This window comes from Pedobacter sp. Bi126, from assembly GCF_918698245.1.
GTDB lineage: Bacteria > Bacteroidota > Bacteroidia > Sphingobacteriales > Sphingobacteriaceae > Pedobacter.
This window is the reverse complement of sequence record NZ_CAKKMS010000001.1, coordinates 1240237-1263827: the sequence shown is the minus strand read 5'-3', so window position 1 is coordinate 1263827 and position 23591 is coordinate 1240237. Positions and strand designations below refer to the sequence as shown.

Genomic DNA, 23591 nt, shown 5'->3' with positions numbered 1-23591 from the left:
ATCAATATAAGATCCAAAGCCTAGCAGAAATGTTGGGCTTTGTTATTTCTTTAGGAGTTCAAGTTTAAGCAATCTCAGAATCAGTCGACCCAGTAAACAGATTTTAGATGGGACATCTTTGGGAGCAGGAGCTGTGGAAACTATTACCTCTGGTATAGCTACCTTTGCAAAGGATCCGACAACTCGAGAAGTTGCAGAAAAGGCTGGGAAATATTTAGGTGTCCCTGGAAAGGTACTCGGTGTAGCTGCCCTTAAAAATGATGTTAATAATATATATCAAAAAGGGCTTTCTAAAATGACCTTTGCAGATGGAGCGAAGCTGGGCTTATCAATTGCTCAACTAGCGCTTAAGATTAATCGTATCTTTGGCGTATGGAATAATGGATGCCATGGGTTATAATCCTGGTGATATGATCGCAGATTATTAAAATGACAAATAATGAAAAAAGAGATACGACATATATATTTTAGGCTCTATAAATACTATGACAATGATAGGTCAATTCCATTAGTATCTATATTTTGTGTAATATTTGCAATAATGGTTTTTATGGCTTTTGGGCTATTTAATGTCATGAAAATATTTTTTGGAAAGGGACTATTCACTTTTCCTGTAGCTAAGGCTGGAACAATTATGTATCTGTGGCCATTATTGTTGTTTTTTCCATTATACTTCATTTTTAAGTATTTGATGCAAAAAGAAAGACTACATGATTCGATCATGAATGAATTTGAAAATGAATCTGAAAAGGAGAGAAGAAATAGTATTTTTATAACATTATGTGTGGTTATATTTCCCTTAGTCTTCTTCTTTTTGACACTTTACATAAGAGGATAGTTTCCGAATACGTCTGGTTGTAGCGTTTTGCTACCGCCTATTCAAACAATCCCCTTGCAGGTGTATCGTGTGTTTAATCGGTTCGCTATTTACATGCTCCTTTTGCATTGTCTAAGCAGGAGCTCGCGGCTTTCTAGAGCTAGGTTTTAAGGAAAAGATGGGATTAAGAATGAAGACAGGAAAAAAAGGATGTAAAAGTAATATAGCGGCAACAAAAATTTTAAGTTTTATGGTTAGGTATTAAGGTGGGATAGGTGTGTTTCTTATCACACGCATCTGGTGGTGAAAATGGGCATGCCATCCGGCAATGCCCAGATCGTCGTCTTAACTATCACTAACTGCTGGCCATACTTCTACAATGACCAGTATGTTTTTATTTATTATGAAAAGCGTTTACCCCGTTTTCTAAGAATTTTTTATAATTTGTTATATCATAATCTGCACCCTGTGGTTGTGCCAGTATTGCTTCTGTTTTGGGATCGAGCAGTACATAAAAAGGCTGTGAGTTAGACTGGAATTTCCTGGCCTGCAGATCACTCCATTTTTTACCAATGGTATTGAGTTTTCTTCCCTCGGGTGTAATTACTACATCAGCTGGTGCCAGTTCCGATTTATCATCTACATATAACTGGATCAGTACATAATCATCGTTGATCATTTTGTACACATCCTTGTCTGGCCAAACATTAGCTTCCATTTTTCTACAGTTTACGCAGGCATGGCCAGTAAAATCAATCAGTACGGGTTTGTTTAGTTTTTTGGCTGCAGTTAAACCTTCGCTATAATCGAAATAGGCATTCAGCTTTAATGGTGCATGGAACTTATCCGCATATTTATGTGGGCCATCATTTGTTGACGTTTGTTTTCCTGCAAGTAATCCAGCAGTATAAAGGTCAAAATCTTGTGTTTCCTGTGGCGGAAGAAAAGCCGATACACTGCGTAACGGTGCGCCCCACATGCCAGGGATTAAGTAAACGGTAAAGGCAAGAACTATTGTTGCCAGAAAAAGCCTCGGTACGGAGATAAAAGCCAGCGGACTATCATGGGAAAACTTCAGTTTGCCTAAAAGATACATGCCCATCATCCCGAAAATAACAATCCACAGGCTTAAGAATATTTCCCTGTCAAACCACTCCCAGTGGTAGGCCAGATCTACATTGCTTAAGAATTTTAACGCAAAAGCGAGTTCAAGAAAACCGAGCACAACCTTAACACTGTTTAGCCAACCGCCAGATTTCGGCAGTTTGTTCATTGCCGATGGAAAAAGTGCAAACAGTGCAAAAGGAATGGCCAGGGCCAGAGAAAAACCGAACATGCCTATTGCAGGGCCTAATATAGCCCCTGTTGTGGCTGCCTGCACCAGTAGCGTGCCTATAATGGGGCCTGTGCAGGAGAAAGATACCAGGGCCAAAGTTCCGGCCATGAAAAACAATCCTGCAATGCCGCCTCTATCAGAATTGGCATCCATTTTATTTACCCAGGAAGAGGGCAGGGTAATTTCGAATGCCCCTAAAAACGAAGCTGCAAAAACAACCAGCAATAAGAAGAAAAAAAAGTTAAAAATACCGTTGGTAGACAGGCTGTTCAGGGCATCGGCACCAAAAATTACCGTTACCAAAAGCCCAAGCACCACATAAATAAGGATAATGAAAAAGCCATAGAGTGCCGCACGCCGAAAGGCCTTTCCTTTTTCTGATCCTTTAGTAAAAAAACTTACCGTAAGGGGCAGCATGGGGAAGATACAGGGCATCAGCAAAGCTGCTAAACCGCCAACAAAACCTGCAATAAAAATTCCCCACAAGGTTTTTTGTTCTTCTTTCGGTTGGGCAATAGTTTTTTGAGTAACAGCAGGAGCAGCTATTTTAGCAACAGTATCAGTTGCTTTAATTGTGCTGTCAACCGCTTCTGGCTTAATCTCTGTAAAAGTCAGCTCTTCGGTATTTGTGCTGTCCTGTGCATATCCACTTAAGGATATTGCGCAACAGAACAGCAAACCGAGACAGATTTTCTTTAAGGATATCATATGCTTTGTTACGCTATTATTTTACAGGAATGCTAAAATCTACCTGTTCTGGTGGTAAACATTGTTTGTCATCGCATACCATAAACTCTACATTACCTTTAACGGTTGCGCTTTTGCCTTTTAGCTTTACTTTTTGTTGAAATACTACTGACTTTTCGAAGTAGCTTACATCCATTTTGAAAGTAGATTCGAATTTGGTTATGGCTTTTGGTTCGATGGTTTTTCCAACGAGGGTATAAGCACCTGATGATGGAAAACTAAAGGTTGTTTTAACCGGACCGCCATCTTTAACAAATTGCGAATAGAGGTGCCAGCCCTGATCTATAGTGGCCTTAATGAAAACAGTAGCCGTATTCGGCCCGGTTTTTTTTGCTGCGTAACTCCAGGTTACAGGTTTTAAAATCTGGCTGTATGCGCTAAGGCTGATCAGGCATATGGCGCAGCATAAAATGGTGATTTTTTTCATGTTGTGGTTTATTTGTTGATTGTTTTGATTAATGTAATCTGCTAAAGGCCTGGTAGTCGATAAAGTCTACTTCAGGACTAATGTATCCGGTTTTAACCGCTTCTACCTTCATTAAATCGGTACTTAAATATTTTTTGTTGCTATCTGAAAAGATGGTCACTACACAGCTTTTCACACCCATTTTTTGTTGTTGTTTTATGGCGCCGATTACATTAGCGCCCGATGATATGCCTACGGCCAACCCCAGTTTCTCGGCCAGTTTTTGTGCCATAAGTATGGCATCGCCATCGTTTACCTGCAACACTTCATCAAGCTCGTTCAGTTTAACGATTTCGGGGATAAATTCATCAGAAATGCCCTGTATCCTATGACTGCCAACTTTATAACCAGTGGTTAAGGTCGGCGATTCTGCAGGCTCCAATGGATGTATCTTAATGCCCGGATTTTGCTTTCTTAAGAAATTTCCTACCCCCATAATAGTCCCCCCGGTGCCTACTCCGGCAACAAAAGCATCAGGTGAAAGATTTTTCAAGCGCAACTGCTCCCAGATTTCTTTACCTGTGGTATGTTCATGTGCTTCCGGATTGGCGATATTCTCGAACTGCTTAGGCAGGAAAATATTTGGATCGCTTGCTGCCAGCTGTTCTGCAAGTTTAATGCTGCCGATAAAACCGCCTTCTTCTTTGCTCACCAGAATAATCTCTGCACCTAAACTTTTAATAATATCCATGCGCTCTTTGCTCAACCAATTTGGCATAATGATGGTAACCGGATGGCCCAAAGCTTTGCCTATGGCCGCAAATGCAATCCCGGTATTGCCGCTGGTGGCTTCAACAATCCGATCACCAGCTTTGATCTTACCTTCGGCATATGCTTTTTTTAGCGTGTAAAGTGCCATCCGGTCTTTAATGCTGCCAGTTAAGTTGTAATGCTCGCATTTAACATAAATTTTGCCCTCGTTCCCCTGGTAGGTGTAGGTGAGCTCTAGCATTGGTGTGTTACCAACCAGAAGCGATAAATGTTCGAATTTTCCCTCCATGGCAGAAGTCATTTTATTTGCTGTTATTGTGCTCATAACTGTTGATTACATCGGATAGCAGTGGCTATTTTGATTGATTTTTATTTCGGTAAAATTCAGTATTATAATTTTTTACGTCAACACATGTTGTTTTTTACAGAAAATTTCTGCTTTTTTGATTATTATTTAGTCTTTATTTCAGTTTTGGCTTGATTTTTTAACTTTCATTATATTTTTTTTCAATTTATTATCGTCCAATGACCCACGGAGATTTAGATCAGGTTGATGTAGAAATACTAAAATTATTGCAGCATGATGCTTCTTTAACCAATAAAGAAGTATCCTTGAAGCTGCATAAATCTATAGCCACTATCCATGAACGGATAAGACGATTAAAGGAACAAGGCTATATTAAAAGGATTGTGGCCATTCTCGACCGGAAAAAGATCAATAGAAACCTGATCGCTTTTTCACATGTATTGTTGAAAGAACATACGGCTAAAACCCTGATCGAATTCGAAACCGAAGTTTCGAAGTTTGGCGAGGTAATGGAATGTTTGCAGATGACCGGTGCCCACGATTTTATTCTCCGTATCGCGACCAGGGATATGGATGATTACCACGAATTTCTGCGGAACAAACTCGCTACACTGCCCAATATCACAACTGTTCAAAGTTATTTTGTACTCTCAGAGCCTAAAAGTGAAACGGCATATCCTATCTGATCCCGTTAGATGGTTTGTGACAAAATTTTTCTGCCTCAAGCAATGTAATCTTGGATACCGCTGCTGGTAATCGGGTTAATGTAATTCTAATTATCAAAAAAATCATCTCTTTAAAGCAAACAATTTTCAATAATTTAGGCCTGCAGGTACCTGAAAGGCGGCGGTGCGAAAACTACTCATGATTGCTCCACTCCAGCCACTGAAAATATAAATCCAACGCCATAAACATTGTTGATTTTTACGTTTGAAGAAACAGCAAGCAATTTCCGTAGTCTGACGATAAAAACATCAAGGCTTCTTCCTAAAAAATAGTCGCTTTCACCCCAGATCTGAACCAGAATCTCTTCCCGCTTGGTGATTACGTTCCGGTTTTTGTTGAGATATTCCAGCAACTCCGCTTCACGCTGTGTTAGCGTTATTGGGGTTTGCCCGGGTATGCTAAGTTCCAGCAAGTCTTTATTGAGGCATAGGTCACCTATGTTCAGTATATTAGTTACTAATTCCTTTTCCCGCTGTGCTTTAGGGATTTGATGCCAGATAATGTTCCGTATTCTTAATACCAGTTCATCAATGTCAAAAGGCTTACAGATATAATCTACCGCACCAAGTGTAAGCCCTTTCACCCTGTCGGGTTTCTCTTTGCGCGCCGTAAGAAAAAGAAAGTATACATCGGGGTTAAGTTCCCTGATTTTTCCAGCCACCCCGAATCCATCAATATCGGGAAGTTGAATATCTATGATAATCAGATTGTAATCAGCGTGATTTTTTTGGTATAGGTTAATCGCTTCTGCTCCAGAACAGCACCAATCCACCGAAAAATCCATCAGTTCAAGGTACTGTCGGGTTACATTACCCAGATCTGTTTCATCCTCCACATAAAGTAGTCTTCTCTTCACGGCCTGCATTAAATCACAATTAAAATTTCGCTTCCCTGTCCGATGCTACTTTGCACTTCCAACTTCCAGTTATGGATCTGGATGCATTGCTGCACATAATACATGCCAAGACCTAAGCCGCTAACATGTTCCCGGCCAGGATTTTTGCCCCTGTAAAACTTGTCGAAGAGATGTTCAACCGTATATTTTTCCATTCCTATTCCATTATCTCTTATGCTGATCCTCAAACCATTCGATGTCCCATCAACGGTGATGTGTATTTCTTTAGGTGTTTTATCACTGTATTTTATAGCGTTGTCGAAGATATTCGATAACATGGTGGTCACCCAGAATCTATTCAGGTATACCTGCGTTCCGTTGTTTATACCCTGAGTGTAAAAATATACATTTTTATCATGCATTTTAACACGGTAGTCTTGTATTACTTCAGTTAAAAGTTGGCAGAAAATAACCTCTTTTTTTTCTATTTCGGTATTTACCAGGGTAATGTCCATTACCTGATTGAATAAGGTCTGTAGCTGTTTGGTTTGCCTTGCAATGATTTCAGTAAATTCAGTAATGCTTTCTTTGCTGTTAAATACTTTTTCATTCTGTATCGCTCTGTTAGCCACCATAATTGTCGAAATAGGAGTGTTGAATTCGTGGGTTATACTGTTTATAAAGTCAGATTTCATGTCTGATATCTTTTTTTGTTTAGACCAGCTTTTAAATGTAAAATAATAAACAAAAAAGACTAACAGTAAGGCGAACAGGGTAAGCAATAAAACCGGAATAGCACTTTTAAAGATTTCAGCTTGTCTGTCAATGCGATCGGCAAAGAAAGTGACAGTGATATCATAGGAATATGGACTGGATGGCCCCATAGACATTGAAGTGACTATGTTTTGTGCTTGGGGAGACTTAAGTTTTCCGCTAACGATGTACCCTTGTGGAGACTGTAGGTTTGCTTTTAGAAACGGATATTTTTTCTGATAGTGATATAAAGGGATCGGCTTGTTATCGCTGAACCGCAGGCTGATGCTGTTGATGACAATGAGATATTCAAGTTGATCATCCAGTTTATATTGTTTTTTTATCTCTTGTATGAGGGAGTCAGTTGGATTTCTGGTTTGTAACTCCTCAAACATCATTGCAAGAAGTGAATCAGTGTACTGGTTTTTTATGGAGCCAGATTTAAGATATTGACTTTCTAAGGATTCGATATTTTTAACGAGATAGCTGTCTAGGAGCGAAAACCCTCCAGCATAAATACTTTCCTTGCTGACATTTTTTAAGTAAAACTGTTTCAGCTTTTGTTTCAAATCGACCTGATATTGCTTGTTCTTTAGTTCAAATGTGTTATATATCAGGTACAGCAGCACCCCAACAAGGATGATAAACCCGGTGAAGGCAGTTGTTTGATACTTTTTGAGCTCGGTCATTTTGCGCTAAAATAATAAAAAATTGAAGCGGTCTGGTCCCATTAACATTTCGTTATGATTTCATTAACAGGATTTACAGGAAATGCCGGATAAATTTGCGGATCGATAGCGGCAAACCATATTGCCGTTATTACAACTCTTAAATATTATTTATAAAAATGAAAAATTTAACTTTAAAAATCGGATTGCTGATCACATTATTGACCAGCATTACTGCCTACGGACAAACAAACAGGTCTGCAGCTGCGTATGGGCGTGAGGAATACATAGAAGTTGAGAAAAATGTAAAACTTCACGTAACTGACCTGGGTGAAGGGCAGCCTTTAATCCTGATCCATGGCTGGCCGTTAAGCGACGCCATGTACGAATATCAGTACGCTTATTTTGTAGAAAAAGGCTTTAGGGTAATCGGCATTACGCTACGGGGATTTGGCCTGTCAGACAAACCGGGAGGTAAATACAATTACGATGTTTTTGCTGATGATATCAAGGTCATTCTTGATAAATTAAATATCAAAAATGCCACAATTGGCGGATTTTCGATGGGTGGGGCAACAGTGATTCATTATGTAGCCAAGTATAATGGTGCGCATGTATCTAAAATGGCCTTATTCGGCGCAGCTGCACCAATGTGGACAAAAAGAGCCGATTTTAACTTTGGGCTTTGGACAAAAGAAGACGTAGACGGTTTAATCAAATTGAATAATACAGACAGGCCTCAGTTGCTGGCCAATTTTGGGCAGATTTTTCCTGCAAGCCAGACAAGTGTTGCTCCAGGCTATGGTGCTTGGTTGGGTACAATCCAGGCGCAGGCCTCACCTTATGCAATGGCAGAAGGCCTTAAGACTTTAAGAGACGCTGACCTGCGTGCCGACCTGAAAAAAATTCAGTTGCCTACGTTGATTTTACATGGTAGATCAGATAAAATTTGTTCTTATGAGCTGGCGGAACAAATGAGTAAACTACTCAAAAACGCTAAACTGGTCCCTCTTGAAAAAAGCGGCCATGCCCTGTTCATCGAGGAGATGGAAAAATTCAACTCAGAACTTTTGAATTTCATTAAACAATAAAGCCCATTAAACAGATGTATCACTCATGCGATACATCTGTTTTAATATTTAAGAGAAATGAAAATTGTATTTTGGCTGTTTCTTATGGTATCTGTTTGCTCCTGTAAACCATATGCTGGTATAGTAAGGTATACCTTGAGCGAAGAAAAGGTGCCTTATTCAAAAGCTGTCATTGCCAATGGGATTCTATACGCTTCGGGCCAATTAGGTATAAATCCAAAAACAAAATTGCTGCAGCCAGATCTGGCATTGCAAACTAAGCAGATCATGGATAACCTAAAGATTTTGCTGAGACAGCATAATTCGGATACACAGCACATTATTAAAGTAAATATATATTTAAAAGACATTTCACAGTTACAGCAGGTAAATGAAATTTACACCAGCTATCTTTCTGAAAAAATGCCCGCCAGAACTTCTGTTCAAATTAACGCTTTACCTCTGGGTGCTTTAATCGAAATTGATTGTATAGCACTTGTCAAGTAAATCTTTAAACCTCAAAAAAATGAAAATATATCAACGTTACTTCTTACACATCATCGCATTTTTAGGCATGTTTGGCTGCTTAGTGCCAAATAAAGCGATAGCGCAACAGTCTGGTATTAAACGCACAGATCTTCAACGGCATGACCTTTCTGTGCCGGGATACGAAGCGATTCAGGTACGTGTTGATTTTGAGCCAGGCAAGGCCTTTGGCCTGCATTCGCATCCGGGCGAAGAAATTATTAATGTTTTAGAAGGGGAGCTGGAATATGTAATTGAGGGAGAAAAGCCTGTTGTGCTGAAAGCGGGCGGAGTACTTTTCATTCCCGCTGGAAAAAATCATTCTGCCAGGAATATTGGCAAAGTAAAAGCTTCTGAACTGGCAACTTATATCGTAGTAAAAGGAAAACCGCTATTAACATTGAAAGCTGAGAAACCTTAACTATTTGGGGGATATGCTATTGCACGCGGAATTACCATATAGAGATCAATGATAGAATAGATCGGGCGATGAAAGGCATGCATTTTTCTTTTTTTCAGATTGACCCAGAACAGACCTGTATCGATTAAACAAAAAAGGCGGTCCGTAAACAGACCGCCTGAACCAAAATATAATTCTTTTTTTATTTGCTAAGGGAAGCTAGTGCATTTTCAGTGTTTAGGCTTGTTTTTGTATTGGCTGCAACGAATTTATCCATGGTCAGCTTTTGTCCTTTGCCCATTACGAGCATATGGTCGGCAGTTGAACCACTTAAGGTTAAATCAGCATGATCTTCGATCACAGTATACAACCCTTCGGTCTGTGAGTTTAAGTCTAGTGATGCATTTCCGCTTAAGAAAACCTGCAGATATTGCGTATTGATTTTACCCTCTGTTTTTACTTTAGCGTTATCCATTGCATGGATGCGATAGATATCATTTACGTAAATGGTAAGTTTTGCAGTGCTGTTATCCAAAGCGGTAATCTCTAAGCCATCTCCGCTCTGCACAACCTTAGCTTTACCAGTGTTTTCATCTGTATAGCTGATGCCGGTACGTTTTCCCTGTACAATGGTCAATTCTACATTTCCTTTTACTTTGATGCGTTTGAAGCTCAATGCTTTTGCAGTGTGAACAGGTTTGATGGTTTCAGATGCGTTAGCTGATAATACTGCTGAAGTAGATAATACCAATGCTAAAGATGATGCGAATAATGTTTTGAATAAAGTTTTCATATGCTTTGAGTTTTAATTTTTATAATGTTTTTATTGATTGTTCTGATATTAAGACGTGCAACCACTAGAAACGTTTCAGCGCAAATCGCAGCATTATACCAGCCTGGGAAGCTAATCGACCAACGCCAGAAATTCAGAGACAAAAAGATGGTTGTCGCTTGTGAATTTTTCAGGTTTTCTTCCTGAGCGGTGAATCCACGAAAGTTCGAACTAACTGCTTTTTAATCGCATCAATACCTTGTTGCTTTACCAGCTTGGGTTCTGGCACAATAATGGCTCCGTGAATAAGATATGAAACCGAGGCACGTTATTAGCAATATCAATCATCTTTTTAACCAGCTCATGGTATAAATCGAGGACTGCCGGCAACAGTGGGAATTTCCTCCTGGCGAGGCAAAAAAAAGGAAGGGCTGTGTAAGCCGCCATCACATTTAAATTATTATTTGGCAACAAAAAATCCCTATAATTGTTATTAGGAGAAATATGAGTAAAGTATTTACAATTACAGAAGGACTCGAGAATTTAGGAGCGCTGCGAACGGGCGGGCAAGGATCGGTATATAAAGGGAAACGCATCGGTGCAATTTACTCCGCAGTGAAATTAATCCCTACTCCAATATACACCGAGAACCGCGATGATAAAAATTACCGCAATTTTGAAAACGAGGTTGCAAAGTTGCTAAAGGTAAATGAAAATCCCAGTCCGAATGTTGTAAAAATGCTCAGTTTCGGCATAACCGAAAGCGGGTCCTTCCCATTTATAGAAATGGAATATATAGAAGGGCCTGACCTTTGTGAGCTGCTCCAACCCCCTCATCAAAAGATATTTACGCTAAGCGAAGTCATAAAAGTTGCACAACACCTGGCTGCTGCCCTCGAGCACTGCCATAAACTTGGGGTAAAACATGGCGACGTTAAGAGTAATAACGTTAAATACAATTTGCATACAGCGAACTATGTGCTACTGGATTTTGGACTCGCCATTATGAGTGAGGAGCAGCGTAGAAGTAGCATCAGGCATGCAGGTGCGGTGGAGTTTATGGCGCCCGAACAAAATGAAGGCAAAATGCTTCTGCAAACCGATGTTTACAGTTATGGCATCATCTTATATGAATTACTCGGAGGTCAGGTCCCCTTTCCGCTACCTGGAAATAGTGATACCGGGCGCAATTCGGTAATGATCGGTCATATGGAAAGTGAAGTGCCTGACGTATTGGGTCTGCGCAAAGCAAACTTGCCCACGGGCTGGACTGAGGAACAGAAAACACGGGAGATGCAGGTTCCGGATTGGCTCCTAAAACTGATCGAAAAATGTCTGCAGAAAGATCCTATGTTCAGGTACAGCGATGGAATGGCTTTACATGAAGCGGTGCTTAGCGGAAGCTTATCGGGCAATGTTTTACCCATAGACCATTCAGCTATGGATTCGCTCAAAACGGAGAACGAAGCACTCCGTAAACAGGTATTGGCATTGGAAAGTATAGCCCAGATTCCGCAAAGAAACGGTATACTGTTACCTCATTTTGCGTTTGCCCTTATGATCATCTCAATTATCGGATTGCTTGCTTTCCTGGGCTATTCCCAGTTTCGCAGCGAGCCGCAGGCACAGCAAGCTGTCCAGCCCATAGATTCGATCCCACTGGCAGTTGATACCACAGCACAAGAAAAAAGAAGATTGGCGAATCAGCGCAAGCTGGCTGAAGCAGCAGCAGCAAAGCGGGCGGTGGATAGTGCTATCAACGCAGAGATCAATAAAGCCAGAGATAAAGCTGCCGATAGCACAGAAGACCTTAACCCTGATACTTCAGTTAGCCCTGTACAGTTTTAATTTTAAGAAAAAACAATTGCCCTTAACCGCCGCATAGGCACCCTTACTTATGGAAACAAAATCAAATTTCTGGCAACGTATCGGTATTCAGGATTGGTTTCTAACCGATGAAAACAAGAGCAGTGACCAAAAAGCACCGCAACTCACTCCCGAAACCATCTACAGCTTTATCGTGGATAAATTTAAGGAGTCCATCAGGGAATTATCTTTTGCCGATCGCATCGTTTTTTATCATGAATTCATTATTACCTTCAACGCTGAAGATTACCGTGAATTTATAGACAATAAACAGGGAATTTTGGGCTTGATCGTACAGGAAACAGTCAAAAAATTCTATGCGATTTTAAGAGAACACCGGCAAGCCGGAAAAAATGTAGAACCATCCGGCTCAAAATGGGTATTCCGGTTGGTATCACATCCGGATTACGCAAGGGGCGATAAGGGTTTTATCGGAAAACTGCTGCCAGACAACAATCAGAAATCGGAAAATTTACGGGTAACATTCATTCCCCGACAAACTGGTATTGCACAGACATTCGATATCAACAACGATATTTTAAAGGGCTTCACTTACTACAGCGAAGGCTATATGGAAATCCCATACGATGCGCAATTGGAATATGTTGATGGTAATACTACCCCGTCCAAGGACCAGGCTGTTCTCGGCCGGCTGGAAGCCATCATACCCGATAAGCAGTTTTCAGGCAAAAAAATAGAGTTCCTGATTAAAACAGAAGATACTATCGTTTCGGGTAACGATGACGAGCGCGAAGGTTCCAATATTTTCAAGATCGCCTCAGAATGGGCCAATTCGCCACACCTACACATCCGCTACAACAAAACAGACGGTAATTTCTATTTGGCTTCTTTCGGCGAACTTACTACTTTGAACGAGGTTTTGGTACAACGCAGCGAAATTAATTCACCACAATGGGTTTCTTTGCCGCTGAACTCCAGGATGTTGCTTAACGGCATAATCGGTATAAATCTATTTAAATCCTAACTTATGTCGCAACTGCTATCAATTTTATTGTTATCACTGGTCGTTGCGCTGATGATCGTTCATTTTAAAGACATTAAAAATTCCCGTAATAAAAATGGATAAACACTTTTTTGGCCTCACAGACACCGGCAAATCCAGAGACAACAACGAGGACAGCTTTATTGTTAAGTCCCTCACCAACGATCAGTTGATTTTAGCAGCTGTAATAGATGGCGTAGGTGGCTATCAAGGTGGCGAAGTAGCAGCAGGTATTGCGACGGAACAGATTTCAATGCAATTTTCAGGTCGTCCGGCCGATCCAATCTCGCAGATGATCAGCGCCTTCAGGAATACAAATGAAGTAATCATTGCCAAAAAGCAAACAGAGGCAGAACTTTCTGAAATGGCCTGCGTGGCCACTATGGTAATTGCGGATATTGAGCATAATCAATTTTATTATGCGCACGTTGGCGATACCAGATTATACCTGTTGCGGGACGGATCGCTGATCAAAATCTCTAAAGACCATTCATTTGTAGGTTTTCTGGAAGATTCGGGAAGATTGGATGAGGCCGCTGCTATGCAGCATCCAAAACGCAATGAAATCAATAAGGCGATCGGTTTCAGCGATCAGATTGCTACCGATGAGAGTTATATTGAAACCGGACAATCTCCTTTCCTGCCGGGCGATCTTCTCTTATTATGCAGTGATGGGCTGACCGATATGGTAAACAGGCAGGATATTACCACCCTGCTTCTACAAGGAGATACACTTGCTAAAAAAGCAGGCAATCTCATCGCGCTTGCCAATGAAAACGGCGGACGAGATAACATCACCGTTGTGCTACTGCAGAACAACAAAGCGCCTCAAAAGGTAATACCAACCAGACCAGATTTTATACAACAGCCTCAGGCAGCCGCAGGAGCAGAAAATAATGAGGCCATACGGACGCCTGAAAATCCAGCACTGGAAACTCATGCAGCGCCCAAAAGAAATTATCGGTTCGCCGCACTGGTTATTTTATGCCTCATCCTCCTTGGCACTACCATATTTATGTACCTGCAGAATCAGCACCCAGCAGCCCCTGTTTCAACACTAAATCCATCACCCAAACAAAAGATGAGAAACAGTCAGGAGCAGTTACTGCAAGATGCATTTGACCATGCCCTGGGTGACACGCTGGTACTATCCGACTCGATTTTTAAAAGTCCGGTCCTGATCAGCGATACGTTACGCCTGCGGAAAGACACCCTGTATGTTATGGCAAAGGGCATTGTGCTGCAAGCGGATAGCGGATACAAAGGTGCAGGGATAGCGATGCTCCCTCAATCCAGTCTATTGAAGCTGGACAGTTTGCAGTTTAAAGGCTTCGCTACGGCCATCGCCATTTCAGACCAGGCACTGTTACTCAAAAATGTCACCTTTACCAATTGTTTGCTTCCCATACAAAATAGCATCCATTTCCCTGACCAGAAACCGGTAAATGTAGAACTGATGAAGATAGGTACACTAAAAGGTAATACCCCTAAAACCGCAGATTCGAAAAATGGAGCAGAATAAAGGACCTGTCAAAGTGAGCCGGGCTCAGGAACGGATCTTCATATTAGCCACCGCAACCGTTCTCGCACTCTTTTTCTATCAGTTATACGCGATCATTCAGCCCAGGTTTGCAGAAGTTGTACCACGCTTAAAAGCCGGCACCATGGTTAACCTGAATGCGGAAAAACCTGCCGAGCATATCCGTAACCTACTTAAAAAAGGTTATTATTTTGAAGATCAGCGGGACATTGATCTGATAGAAAAAACCATTGCATCTGCAACGCCAAATGCCGGGCAACTCGACAACATTGGCGAAGTGAACAAACGCAGGTACTTTTTACCTGCAGATGAGGCCTATAAAAAAGGGGGGAAATCATTTAAAGCAAGGGTGTTGGCATCACGGGCACTGCTCGGTTATACGGGTGATGATTCGCTTAAATTCGACCAGGAGCAAAGTAATCCCCGTCCATATCCCTCCCAGGTAAATCTCGGCATGGGCGAGTATGATATCAGTGGAAAAATCTTAGAGAATAATAAAGCTGTGCCAGGTGTTTTGGTCCGTTTGGAAATGATATTGCCACAGGACAGTATTTACAACGACGAACCGACAGAAGCCATTAAAAATATAACTGAAAAGGCTAATGGTATTACAAAGGTTTATACTTTGGATACTGCCGGTAAGCGGAAATTATTCCAGCTCACTGCCTACGCCCGTACCGGTACTGCAGGTGAATTCACTTTTGCTAAGTTGCCCGGCAACCAGGCATTCAAGATATTGCCTTTAAAACCAGGTTTTCAGTTTGGCGCCTCAAAGGGCGTCCAAAACCTTGATGAAAATACCGCTTTCACATTTGAACAGCGTCCACATACGATAAAGCTTTTCTCTACCAGAGACTTCAATATCCTCAAAAAGGAAAAATCACTAATCATCAGAACACCCGAGGAATTTAACAAGTGGTTTATGATCATCTGCGGAAGCCTGATTGGTGGGTTTTTACTTGTCCACTTCATCCTGTCATGGAAATTCAGCACTGCCGATCAGGTCATATTGCCTGTAGTGATGATGCTTACTGGCATATCATTCCTGATGCTGCTGAGTTTGCAGGATCCGCTGCGCGACCGTTTTTTAGCTAAAGATTCCCTCTTATACCTGCTCATGGGTTTTGGAGGCATTTTATTGATGCTGTGCATTAAACTGCGCCGTTTCAATACCGATACCTGGCTTTACCGCCAGCTTTTATTTAAGAACATCCGATCAGCCGCAAACGGCTGGCCCTGGGCACTGGCCGCTATTGGATTGCTGGCACTCACGATCTTATTCGGAACCGGGCCGGAAGGGAGTGGTGTAAAGGTAAACCTGTTCGGATTTCAGCCCAGTGAAGTGGTGAAATATCTGATCATTTTTTTTCTTGCAGGATTTTTTGCCGTAAACGAGAAACTGATCAGTGAATATTTGAGCTGGAAAAAAAGATGGTCATTTTTCTCCTTTGCCCTATTGGCGATACTGTTAACCCTCATGTTATTTCTGATATTGGGAGACCTTGGCCCGGCGATGGTGGTTTGTTTCACCTTTATTATACTATTTTCATTCTCCCGCGGCGATTTTATGTTCATGGCAGGCGCTATCGTGTTGTACGTATTGGCCTCATGGATTTTTGAAAACGTATGGATATCCACCGCAGTTACCTTGCTTTTGGTCGGTATGCTGATGTTTTTCGGGCGGAGGCAGCTCAGTGAGTCCGCCATCATGGTGCTGGTGATCATGTCGGCTTTCTTAACGATTGATCAGATTCCATATCTGGACCGCGTCTTCCCTGGGCCTGTGCAGCGCCTGGGAGATCGCAAAGCAATCTGGCAGGATGCCTGGAACAATGAAGTTTATGGTGGCGATCAGGTGGCCAATGGTCTGTGGGCCATGTCTACAGGCGGTGCAACCGGTCAGGGCGTAGGGCAGGGCTTTGCGAAAACCATTCCTGAAGCACATACCGATATGATCTTACCTTCAATAGGTGAAGAATTTGGATTGACGGGCATATTGTGCATCTTCCTGCTGTTCCTGTTGTACCTACACCGCTCCATTATTATCGGGAGGAGGACCGGATCACCATTTCTCTTTTATTTAAGTGCAGGGGTCGGCGTATCCACCTTCGTACAGTTCCTGCTCATAGCAGGTGGTTCTACCGGAGCGCTACCGCTATCTGGGGTATCCCTGCCCTTTCAAAGTTATGGGGGATCATCACTTGTACTCAATTTTTTAGCCGCCGGATTTTTGATGTCGGTATCTGCGGTCCGGGGCAGCGACGTACAGATGCAGTACATTGCCAAAGCGCAGGATAAAAACCTGGTGCCGGCCTTGATTGCAGTCTGTTTGGGCATCCTGCTATTGGGCGTAAATGTAGCGGGCTATGTGCTAAACAACCGGAAATGGGTGGTACAGCCAGCCTTGGTAGCCGACCGCAGCGGCGCGAGAATGTTCAGTTACAATCCCCGTATCGCGATACTGATGAACCGTTTAAAAGCCGGAACCATACACGACCGCAAGGGAGTTTTAATGGCAACCAGCAACGTAGACAGTGTGAGGGCGCAACACTTCAAACTTATTGGTGCAGGTATCCCAAATTACAATCTCGATTCGGCGGTACATCAACGTTTAGACCGATATTATCCTTTCGAAGAACAACTGTTTTTTTGGACAGGCGACGCAAATTCAGGCATATTTAATGGAAGTGTTAATGGCTATTTTGCAGATTATGAACACGCAGCCGAACTCCGTGGCTTTAAACTGCCGGTAAAGAGCTTTACGGTTCTTGCAAAACGATATAGTGAAAACCGTTTCCTGGCACGGGGCGTTAAGGAAATGACGGTTGTGAAAAAAGATTACGCCGCGCTTTCTCCATTACTCCTTGCCGGTATCAGTAGCAAAGAAGTTGAAGATTTTAAAAATAAAAACCGTGATGTACAGTTAACCATGGATGCCGGTCTGCAGACCAAGATCCAAAAGTCAATTGCCCGCGACACTTCATTATCGGATAACCGGGTTTCTGTAGTGATCATGGAAGCAAGTTCTGGCGATGTCCTTACTTCAGCCGTATATCCACTACCACCCATACATGATTGGGAACGGTTGACCATGACCAATGCAGAACAGAATCAGCTTTCGGGGTGGATAACGACCGCTGACCTTGGCTTTACCAATTTCACACAGCCAGGCTCAACCGCTAAGCTGATTACCGCCATGGCATCGTTCAATAAACTGGGCATGGCTGCTGCTGAAAAAAAATACCAGGTGGCCTCCTGGGAGCGTATCCGTACAAAAGGTATCGAGCCGGATGAAACGGGATGGATCGATCTGGAACGTGCGGTGGTGAAATCCAACAACGTCTATTTCATCAAACTTGCAAACCAGGAACAGCTGCAGGAAAACATGGGCGAGCTGTACTTAAAAACAGGCATGTTCCTGCATGGGGCAGGAGGATATTATTACAATAAGCCCAGCGAAAACACCGCACAGGAAGAAAAATGGAAACAGCTTTGGCGCAGGACCGAATTCAACACCAAACCAAGGTATGATCCCAACAATATCCGAAAGACCAGGGCAAAGGGAATTTCCGGAATGTCTTGGGGGCAAGGCGCACTTATTGCAACCCCTGCGGCAGTGGCAAGAATGGCTGCGGGGATTGCAAATAATGGAAATATGATTGCAAACAGGTTTGTACTTAAAGTAAGCGATCAGCCACAGGCGATAAAAACTGGTACGAAATTGGTAAACAATCCGTTATACGCCAAACTGATGCAGGAGTACATGATCAAACAGAGCAGTCCAAAAGTGCAAACGCTAGGACTGGCTGTTGCCGGTAAAACCGGTACGCCGGAGCGGATCTGGAAGAAACAGCAGATTAATGATGGCTGGTATGTATTTTTTGCACCGACTGCAACTGGCAATGGTCATATTGTAGTCTGTATCCGCATTGAAGCTACCAAAGGATCATCAGACGCTGTACGATTGGCCGGCAGGCATGTAATTCCGTTCTTAAAAGAGGGTGGCTATATTAAAAGCATTGTGCCTTCGGCCAAAACTGATAACAAGGCAGCTGTATCGGAACTTAATTGAAGAAATGAAACATTTAAACTAAAACCATCAATCAATAGTTTGTATATCTTCACCACATTGAGGAACAACGCAGGTGTTGAACTCGACATATTTTATAACACATTAGCAAAGCACTAACAAAATATAGATGAAAACGATATTCGACCTCTTCAAAAGCGCAAGTGGGGAACATCCCGATGATGTGAAGGGAATCAGGCATGCATTACTACAGTTTGTAAAACAGGAATTACAAAAAGCGGAGGGCGGAGAAGGCGCAAATATCAAAGGTTTGGGTATTTTTATATACTGCAGCCCAGCAGCGCGCCATGTGTATGAAGCTGCTGTGTTTACCGAGGATCCCGACCAATTAAAAAACGAGATACAACGCATCAGTGATGACTATTCCCTGGATCTGCCTTCGGGCTGGTCACTTGAAGTTGCTTTCGACGAAGCTATTCCAGACGATGCGGTCGAAATGCAAAATCTGCCAATAGCACTGTTGGTCAAAACCAAAACCCATTTTGTTAAGCAACAGGCTAAGGCCTACCTGAAAGCACTTAGCGGGAAGACTTTACAGCCAATCTATGAAATAACTTCCGCGGGTGGAAAATACAATATCGGCAGAGATGAAAAGGCACAGTCTGATGAAGGTTATTTCCGCACCAACCACATTGCATTTCCATCAGAAAGTGATGATGAACGAAATAAGTACATCAGCAGACAGCATGCGCACATCGAATGGGATACCAGCATAGCCAAATTTGTAATCTTCGCAGATGAAGGTGGAATACCACCCCGCAATAAGGTTAAACTGCGTTCAGCGCTTACCGAAAAGACAGTAAAACTCCATGCTACCCAGATCGGGCAGGAATTAGCCGAGGGAGATCAGATTATCTTAGGCGAATCTGTCGTATTGGAGTTTAGCTTTAAGCCGCAGCATCATGAGTAAAATTTTTACAATTACAGAAGGGCTACAAAACCTCGGTGCATTAAAAACTGGTGGGCAGGGATCTGTTTACAAAGGAATGCGCATGGGGCCGGTTTATTCTGCCATCAAACTTATTCCTACACCAATCTACGTGGAAGATGACAGCGATAAAAACTACCGGAATTTTCTCAATGAAGTGAATAAGCTGCAGCAGGTAAACATCCATCCCAGCCCGAATGTGGTGAAAATACTCAGTTCAGGGATCACCGATAGCGGGTCCTTTCCTTATATAGAAATGGAATACATCGAAGGCCCCGAACTTAGCGAACTACTATTGCCTCCGCATCAAAAAGTTTTCACCGTTAAAGAACTGTTAAAAGTCGCTGAACAATTGGCTGCGGCACTTGCACATTGTCATCAGTTTGGGGTCAAACACGGCGATGTTAAAAGCAATAATGTAAAGTACAATACACAGACTGCCAATTACGTGCTATTGGATTTTGGCCTGGCCATTATGAGTGAAGAGCAGCGCAGGACAAGCATTCGCCATGCAGGGGCAGTAGAATTTATGGCACCGGAACAGCATGAGGGAAAAATGCTGTTACAGACAGATATTTATAGTTACGGTATCATCCTGTACGAACTCCTGGCCGGGCAGGTACCTTTTCCACTCGATGGCGGAGGCGATACCGCCCGCAATACGGTCATGATTTCACATCTTGAAAAGGAAATCCCAGATGCCATGTCACTGCGTAAAAGCAATCTGGAAGATAAGTTTCAGGACGATATTCTGCATGCGGAAATGCAGGTACCCCAATGGTTGATTGAGCTGATTGGGCGATGCCTGCAAAAAAATCCAGATGATCGGTATGCCAATGGAATGGAACTGCAGAAGGCTGTTACTGCCGGAATATTGTCGGCACCACAAGACAGCAGGCACAGAGAAAACACCATACCCAACGAAGCCCTGCGTTATGCCGCCTTATACGGTGAGACACAGCAAAAGAACGAAAAGCTTGAAAAAGAGCTGGCAACATTAAAACCCCTGGCCCTAAAGGCCGGAATAAAATACAATAGTTCGACTGGTGAATATCATCAGGAAAATTACATCCATGCCCCAAGAAAGGCTTTTTTAGGTTACGCTGCAGTCTGTGCCTTATTTGTTGCCTTTGTAGTTTATAGCTTAACTAAGACAGAAAACCATAATATTACGGCCATGTCGACAACCCCATACCGGTCACCATTTGAAATCGCAAATCAGCAATACAGGCAAGCACTGCAAGAAGCGAGAGAAGACAGTATCCGCAAAGCAAAAATGCAATGGGTGCAGCAAGTAAAAGCAAACGAAAAAGCCAGGAAACAGAACGGTAAAAAGAAGAAGAAATTTCTGGGTATATTCTGAGAAAGCAGTTACACCATACCTTCCGAAATTTAAATACTTAATGTGGCCTTTTATTTTAAAGAAGGATTAACATAAGGTTAAATTTTAATGATCTAAGCCTTTGCATCCTCCTAAATTGCTGATATAGCATAGTAATAGATTCTAACTATTCCATTATAGAATTAAATGATTGTGATTAGTTCTTTCAATTCTCTAAATTTATAATAATCTGGTTAAGTTTTAACAACGGATCGGATTTCACTAACAAATTAATATATGGAAAAAGAATCGAACGATATCAGCAAGTGCCCGTTTCATAACGGCAGCATGAAGAGTAATGTAGGTGGTGGCGGTACCCGAAATGGCGACTGGTGGCCAAAGCAGTTAAAGTTGGGTATTTTACGCCAGCATTCTAACTTATCCAACCCAATGGATGATGAATTTAGTTATGCCGAAGCTTTTAAAAGTTTAGACTTGGCGGCATTAAAGGCAGACCTTCATGCACTGATGACCGATTCGCAAGATTGGTGGCCGGCAGATTTTGGTCACTATGGAGGTTTATTTATCCGCATGGCATGGCACAGTGCCGGAACCTATAGGGTGGGCGATGGCCGTGGTGGTGCCGGTGCCGGATTACAACGTTTTGCACCGCTGAACAGCTGGCCAGATAATGTGAGCCTTGATAAAGCCCGCAGATTACTTTGGCCGATTAAACAAAAATACGGGCGCAGAATTTCGTGGGCAGATTTAATGATCTTAACAGGAAATATTGCCTTAGAATCGATGGGCTTTAAAACCTTTGGATTTGCCGGTGGGCGTGAGGACGTTTGGGAGGCTGATGAATCGGTATATTGGGGTTCGGAAACAACCTGGTTGGGTGGCGATCTTCGTTATGCACACGGTTCTGATGGCGCACATAAAGCACATGGTGTAGTGGTTACGGATGACGATGCCGATGGAGATGTTCACTCACGTAACTTAGAAAAGCCACTTGCTGCCGTGCAAATGGGCTTAATATATGTAAACCCTGAGGGGCCGGATGGAAACCCAGACCCAATTCTTGCAGCGAAAGATATCCGCGATACCTTTGGCCGGATGGCAATGGATGATGAAGAAACGGTCGCGTTAATTGCTGGTGGGCACACTTTTGGTAAAACCCATGGTGCTGCTTCAGCAGATCACGTGGGCAAAGAGCCTGAAGCCGCGGGTATCGAAAGTCAGGGCTTAGGATGGAACAATAGTTACGCTTCTGGCAAAGGTGCTGATACCATTACGAGTGGATTAGAAGTAATCTGGACCACAACACCTACGCAATGGAGCAATAATTTTTTCGAAAACCTGTTCGGATTTGAATGGGAATTATCGAAGAGCCCTGCCGGTGCACATCAATGGAAAGCTATAAATGCAGATGCCATTATTCCTGATGCGTTTGATGGATCGAAAAAACATCTGCCAACGATGCTTACCACCGATCTTTCTTTAAGGTTCGATCCGGCTTATGAAAAAATATCAAGACGTTTTTTAGAAAATCCAGATCAGTTTGCTGATGCATTTGCCAGGGCATGGTTTAAATTAACCCATCGCGATATGGGGCCTTTGGCACGTTACCTGGGGCCAGATGTGCCACAAGAAGAATTGCTGTGGCAAGATCCAATCCCTGCGGTTAACCATACATTGATCAACGAAACTGATATTGCCGCATTAAAAGTAAAAGTACTCGCTTCGGGACTGAGTGTGGCCGAACTGGTGTCTACTGCATGGGCTTCAGCTTCTACCTTCCGCGGTTCTGATAAACGTGGTGGTGCCAATGGTGCACGGATCCGTTTGGCGCCACAAAAAGATTGGGCAGTTAACAATCCTCTACAACTGCAGAAAGTATTGGGCGTATTAGCAAATATTCAAAATGAATTTAATGCAGCACAAATTGATGGCAAAAAAGTTTCACTGGCCGATTTAATTGTATTGGCAGGTGCTGCTGCGGTAGAAAAAGCTGCTGCTGCTGCGGGCCATTCAGTTACAGTGCCTTTTGCACCAGGGCGAATGGACGCTTCGCAAGAGCAAACCGATGTAGAATCTTTTGGTTATTTAGAGCCAGCTGCTGATGGTTTCCGTAACTACCGTAATTCAAAATCTCCTGTTCCTACAGAAGAATTCCTGATTGATAAAGCCCAGCTGCTCACTTTAACAGCACCTGAATTGACGGTGTTGGTAGGTGGTTTACGTGCGTTGGATACAAATTTTGATGGTTCGAAAAATGGTGTCTTAACCGAAAAACCCGGCCAGTTAACTAACGACTTTTTTGTAAACCTATTGGATATGGAAACCGCATGGAAAGCTGTTGGAGAAGATCAAGAACTCTATATCGGAAGCAGCCGTTCAACTGGTCAGCCAAAATGGACCGCAACCCGTGCCGATCTTGTATTTGGTTCTAATGCAGAGCTTAGGGCAATAGCAGAGGTGTATGCAAGCTCGGATGCACAAGGTAAATTTGTTAAAGACTTTGTGGCCACCTGGAATAAAGTAATGAATTTAGATCGTTTTGATTTAAATTAATCAGAAATACAGCGCAACATTTAAAGGCACCGGAATTCGGTGCCTTTTGTTTTACACTATTTCATTAAAGAAGGTTAGTCACCAAAGATTAATGTTTCTGAGTATAAATCAATTTGATATTTACTTAATGTTTTCG

At 42.5% G+C, this 23591-nt stretch carries 19 protein-coding genes; 13 read left to right on the top strand and 6 right to left on the bottom strand.

The genetic code is table 11. The features are described from left to right. Window positions 1–118 precede the first annotated feature (118 nt). Window positions 119–400 (top strand): hypothetical protein, encoded by a 282-nt coding sequence (locus LQ201_RS05030; RefSeq protein ID WP_230145670.1) that lies wholly within the window; start codon window positions 119–121, stop codon window positions 398–400. 39 nt (window positions 401–439) lie between these two features. Then, on the top strand, window positions 440–838 hold the full coding sequence (locus tag LQ201_RS05025) for a hypothetical protein (RefSeq protein WP_230146608.1): 399 nt from the start codon (window positions 440–442) through the stop codon (window positions 836–838). A 373-nt stretch (window positions 839–1211) separates the two neighbouring features. Here LQ201_RS05025 and LQ201_RS05020 read toward each other — a convergent pair whose 3' ends face one another. Genes LQ201_RS05020 through LQ201_RS05010 form a run of 3 tightly spaced genes read right to left on the bottom strand, consistent with a single transcriptional unit; the run spans window position 1212 to window position 4402 of the window. After that, entirely contained in the window at window positions 1212–2861 is a 1650-nt protein-coding gene (locus LQ201_RS05020; protein ID WP_230145666.1) for a protein-disulfide reductase DsbD, read from the bottom strand. Between the two features lie 16 nt (window positions 2862–2877). Next, complete coding sequence (locus LQ201_RS05015; RefSeq protein ID WP_230145665.1) at window positions 2878–3327, bottom strand: protein-disulfide reductase DsbD domain-containing protein; 450 nt, start codon at window positions 3325–3327, stop codon at window positions 2878–2880. A gap of 28 nt (window positions 3328–3355) precedes the next feature. Beyond that, window positions 3356–4402, bottom strand: a complete 1047-nt coding sequence (locus tag LQ201_RS05010; protein WP_230145664.1) for a PLP-dependent cysteine synthase family protein — start codon at window positions 4400–4402, stop codon at window positions 3356–3358. A gap of 200 nt (window positions 4403–4602) precedes the next feature. Between LQ201_RS05010 and LQ201_RS05005 the strand changes: the two genes are divergently transcribed. Beyond that, window positions 4603–5070 (top strand): Lrp/AsnC family transcriptional regulator, encoded by a 468-nt coding sequence (locus LQ201_RS05005; protein ID WP_057933797.1) that lies wholly within the window; start codon window positions 4603–4605, stop codon window positions 5068–5070. 176 nt (window positions 5071–5246) lie between these two features. On the opposite strand, the gene LQ201_RS05000 is transcribed toward LQ201_RS05005, so the two are convergent. Beyond that, the gene (locus LQ201_RS05000; protein WP_230145663.1) at window positions 5247–5966 is read right to left on the bottom strand and encodes a response regulator transcription factor; all 720 of its coding nucleotides are present in this window, start codon (window positions 5964–5966) and stop codon (window positions 5247–5249) included. 8 nt (window positions 5967–5974) lie between these two features. After that, window positions 5975–7387: a sensor histidine kinase KdpD gene (locus LQ201_RS04995; protein ID WP_230145662.1), complete on the bottom strand. Its 1413-nt coding sequence runs from the start codon at window positions 7385–7387 to the stop codon at window positions 5975–5977. 158 nt (window positions 7388–7545) lie between these two features. Here LQ201_RS04995 and LQ201_RS04990 point away from each other — a divergent pair, with 158 nt between their 5' ends. The 3 genes from LQ201_RS04990 to LQ201_RS04980 are packed head-to-tail and all read left to right on the top strand — an operon-like array spanning window position 7546 to window position 9382. Next, complete coding sequence (locus tag LQ201_RS04990) at window positions 7546–8457, top strand: alpha/beta fold hydrolase (RefSeq protein ID WP_230145661.1); 912 nt, start codon at window positions 7546–7548, stop codon at window positions 8455–8457. A gap of 57 nt (window positions 8458–8514) precedes the next feature. After that, window positions 8515–8943, top strand: a complete 429-nt coding sequence (locus LQ201_RS04985) for a RidA family protein (RefSeq protein ID WP_230145660.1) — start codon at window positions 8515–8517, stop codon at window positions 8941–8943. Window positions 8944–8962: 19 nt separating this feature from the next. Next, a complete protein-coding gene (locus LQ201_RS04980; RefSeq protein WP_230145659.1) occupies window positions 8963–9382 on the top strand; it encodes a cupin domain-containing protein in 420 nt (139 codons plus the stop codon). A 181-nt stretch (window positions 9383–9563) separates the two neighbouring features. Here LQ201_RS04980 and LQ201_RS04975 read toward each other — a convergent pair whose 3' ends face one another. Beyond that, window positions 9564–10154 carry a GIN domain-containing protein gene (locus tag LQ201_RS04975; protein WP_230145658.1) on the bottom strand — a complete coding sequence of 197 codons (591 nt, stop codon included), beginning with the start codon at window positions 10152–10154 and terminating at the stop codon, window positions 9564–9566. A 483-nt stretch (window positions 10155–10637) separates the two neighbouring features. On the opposite strand from LQ201_RS04975, the gene LQ201_RS04970 reads away from it, so the two are divergent. The 7 genes from LQ201_RS04970 to katG all read left to right on the top strand — a co-directional run bounded on the left by LQ201_RS04970 (window position 10638) and on the right by katG (window position 23455). Continuing rightward, window positions 10638–11981, top strand: coding sequence for a serine/threonine-protein kinase (locus LQ201_RS04970; RefSeq protein WP_230145657.1), 1344 nt, complete (start codon window positions 10638–10640; stop codon window positions 11979–11981). Between the two features lie 49 nt (window positions 11982–12030). Then, window positions 12031–12984, top strand: a complete 954-nt coding sequence (locus LQ201_RS04965) for a hypothetical protein (RefSeq protein ID WP_230145656.1) — start codon at window positions 12031–12033, stop codon at window positions 12982–12984. A 94-nt stretch (window positions 12985–13078) separates the two neighbouring features. Then, entirely contained in the window at window positions 13079–14524 is a 1446-nt protein-coding gene (locus tag LQ201_RS04960) for a PP2C family serine/threonine-protein phosphatase (protein WP_230145655.1), read from the top strand. Continuing rightward, the gene (locus LQ201_RS04955; protein ID WP_230145654.1) at window positions 14511–18614 is read left to right on the top strand and encodes an FtsW/RodA/SpoVE family cell cycle protein; all 4104 of its coding nucleotides are present in this window, start codon (window positions 14511–14513) and stop codon (window positions 18612–18614) included. The genes LQ201_RS04960 and LQ201_RS04955 overlap by 14 nt, the downstream gene beginning before the upstream one ends. A gap of 127 nt (window positions 18615–18741) precedes the next feature. Continuing rightward, window positions 18742–19542: an FHA domain-containing protein gene (locus LQ201_RS04950; protein ID WP_230145653.1), complete on the top strand. Its 801-nt coding sequence runs from the start codon at window positions 18742–18744 to the stop codon at window positions 19540–19542. After that, on the top strand, window positions 19535–20923 hold the full coding sequence (locus tag LQ201_RS04945) for a serine/threonine-protein kinase (protein WP_230145652.1): 1389 nt from the start codon (window positions 19535–19537) through the stop codon (window positions 20921–20923). Before LQ201_RS04950 ends, LQ201_RS04945 begins: the two co-directional genes overlap by 8 nt. A 255-nt stretch (window positions 20924–21178) precedes the next feature. Further along, the gene (gene katG / locus LQ201_RS04940) at window positions 21179–23455 is read left to right on the top strand and encodes a catalase/peroxidase HPI (RefSeq protein WP_256449145.1); all 2277 of its coding nucleotides are present in this window, start codon (window positions 21179–21181) and stop codon (window positions 23453–23455) included. Window positions 23456–23591 lie beyond the last annotated feature (136 nt).